4 protein-coding genes are annotated in these 2,380 nt (G+C 45.5%); 2 read left to right on the top strand and 2 right to left on the bottom strand.

Translation table 11 applies throughout. The features are described 5' to 3' along the window. Positions 1-96 precede the first annotated feature (96 nt). A complete protein-coding gene (locus O9290_RS07210; RefSeq protein ID WP_288056381.1) occupies positions 97-528 on the top strand; it encodes a PEP-CTERM sorting domain-containing protein in 432 nt (143 codons plus the stop codon). Between the two features lie 92 nt (positions 529-620). Here O9290_RS07210 and O9290_RS07205 read toward each other — a convergent pair whose 3' ends face one another. After that, positions 621-893, bottom strand: a complete 273-nt coding sequence (locus O9290_RS07205; protein WP_002763656.1) for a Txe/YoeB family addiction module toxin — start codon at positions 891-893, stop codon at positions 621-623. Continuing rightward, positions 877-1,176 carry a type II toxin-antitoxin system Phd/YefM family antitoxin gene (locus O9290_RS07200; protein ID WP_002763657.1) on the bottom strand — a complete coding sequence of 100 codons (300 nt, stop codon included), beginning with the start codon at positions 1,174-1,176 and terminating at the stop codon, positions 877-879. The genes O9290_RS07205 and O9290_RS07200 overlap by 17 nt, the downstream gene beginning before the upstream one ends. A 181-nt stretch (positions 1,177-1,357) precedes the next feature. Here O9290_RS07200 and O9290_RS07195 point away from each other — a divergent pair, with 181 nt between their 5' ends. Then, positions 1,358-2,083 (top strand): PEP-CTERM sorting domain-containing protein, encoded by a 726-nt coding sequence (locus tag O9290_RS07195; RefSeq protein WP_002763658.1) that lies wholly within the window; start codon positions 1,358-1,360, stop codon positions 2,081-2,083. Positions 2,084-2,380 lie beyond the last annotated feature (297 nt).

The raw sequence follows: 2,380 nt of genomic DNA, 5'->3' as shown, positions 1-2,380 counted from the left end.
ACTCAAAACGGACGTTGAGAAAGAGTCAGACTTAAGCAATTAAGCGTTTTTCGGTGAAGCGTCAACCCCATTCAGCGACCACCCTAAAAAAGTGGCGTGGTGAGGAATCGCCGTCCGTTTTACGGCGGCGAGGATGTCAATGACTCCTTCAGTGGTGAAGTCACCGACTACATGATGTCATTCTCTGGCAACTCCCTCGTCCCCGCCTTCTCCCACGGGCTGCCTGACTTCTACGGGTTAGTTTATGTACTGGGCAGCGATATCGGCAACTTTTTCTTTTTTGACGGGATAGCTTCCAACGATAGCGCAACTTTCTACGGCGCGTCAGGTGGAACTACCGTCTATTCTGGTCCGCAATTTCCTGGCGCCAACGTCGGGACATTCGCCGGTGCGCTCGATACTACCACTGAATTCGTCACTGTCAACACCGTTCCTGAACCGAGTACTGTATTAGGTTTAGGATTGTTAGGCTTGGGTGCATTGGTTAAACGCCAGTTAACGCCAAAGCAAGACAGCGACAAAGCTTAATTAGTTCCCCAATCCGTGTCATAGAAAAGGGGTTTCTTTGAGAAGAAAACGGGTTTCTTTGAGAAACCCGTTTTCTGGAATACATAAGCTGTTTAAGTATAGTGATATCGTGCTGCTAAAAACTCGATGCGGTCATCTTTGACTCGATAGACTAGACGGTGTTCTGTGGTAATTCGGCGTGACCAGGTATTAGCTTCAAGATACTTTATGGGTTCTGGTTTGCCTATTCCAGTAAAGGGATCGGCGGTGACAGATTCTACGAGATCGAGTAGGCGAAAGGCGATTTTTTTATCTGTTTTGTACCACCATCTTAAATCTTCTCGAAATTGACTGTCAAAGACAATTGCCCTACTCTTGGCGTTCAATTCCTAACTCCTGACAAAGTTCTGTAACTGTCTGTCCCGGTATTGTTTGAACGTCCCTCTCCATTGAACGTTCCAGTGCTGCCAATAACTTTCGAGCATTCGCAGGCGATCGCAAAAGATAAACGGTTTCTAATAAGCCAGTTAATTCCTCTGCGCTTAATAGTGCCATATCTTTATGACCAGGGCGAGTAATAATCGCCATACTATTCTCGCTTTCCAGTCGATCCAGAAGGCTCGCTAAATTTTCTTGAGCTTGAGTGTAGGTAGTTTGGATAGAAAACATAAGGCGAGGGCAACGAGTTGATTCGATTTTAGCTTATTTCATCAACTGAGAAAACGGGTTTCTTTGAGAAACCCGTTTTCTGGAGATAAAACTCTATACATCTATGCAATCGATAAAAAAGCGATATTTGACAAAATCGGGGGGGGGGTAAGATGCTGGTGGAATTTGCCCAAAATTGCCCATGAATTTTACAACTACCTTCAAATCTCTCTCTCTGGCTGGTGTTGTCTTCGCTGGCACAGTTAGCGCGATCGCTGTACTGACTGTCCTCCCCGTCCAAGCGCTGCCGATCATCTACAATCCGACTCCAACCTTAACGCTTAATGCAGGCTCTGCTACTCCCACCGTTGGAGCCTTAGTCAACACTGCCAACGGCAATGGGTTGACTGGACCTGGAAACGCTTTGCAGCAACAGCACGTCGGAGGTACCGATTTGTCTAATTTCTGGGGAGTACGTTTAGAAATCGGGACGACTCCTGCTGATGTCAATCTTGATTTTAATTTTGGCAGTTCTGTGTTCTTAGATACCTTGGCTTTGTGGAATTACAACGCTTTTAATACCACAGCTACTGATCGCGGAATCAAGGATTTCACACTAATTCTCTCCAATAACTCCGACTTTAGCAGTCCAGTTTATGTATCAGGAACCCTAACACTTCCCGAAGGCACTTCGAACAACATACCTGCCACACTTTTTTCCTTCCCTTTGATTCAAGCCCAATATGCTAGAATTGATGTAGCAAACAATTGGTTCGTTGGTTGGACAGCACCAGGGCCTATTGGTCTCTCTGAAGTTCGCTTTGCCCAGACTGTTCCTGTTCCTGTTCCTGAATCAAGTTCTGTCTTAGGTTTGCTGGCCCTAGGCTTACTGGGAACGGCAGCGGCACTTAAGCGCCATTGGAACTGAGAAAACGGAAGAAAAGGGGTTTCTTTGAGAAACCCCTTTTCTGAACTTTTGGCAGATCGCCTTAATTATGGAATTAGTTGGATTACAATTAGTTTAAGCGCCATTGGAACTGAGAAAACGGGTTTCTTTGAGAAACCCGTTTTCTGGAGATAAAACTCTATAGTTACTAATTCTGTACGCAAATATTGCATCTAGAATTAGCTTTGTACGCTTTGACCCGTACTGGGTTAACTACGAACCTCTCTATCGGATTCCCGCTAAAGGCGGCCTCTCCGACTACCTTTCTTCCAATATTTA

This window comes from Microcystis sp. LE19-41.2A (assembly GCF_027530405.1).
Taxonomy (GTDB): domain Bacteria; phylum Cyanobacteriota; class Cyanobacteriia; order Cyanobacteriales; family Microcystaceae; genus Microcystis; species Microcystis aeruginosa.
This window is presented reverse-complemented; position numbering and strand designations above follow the sequence as displayed.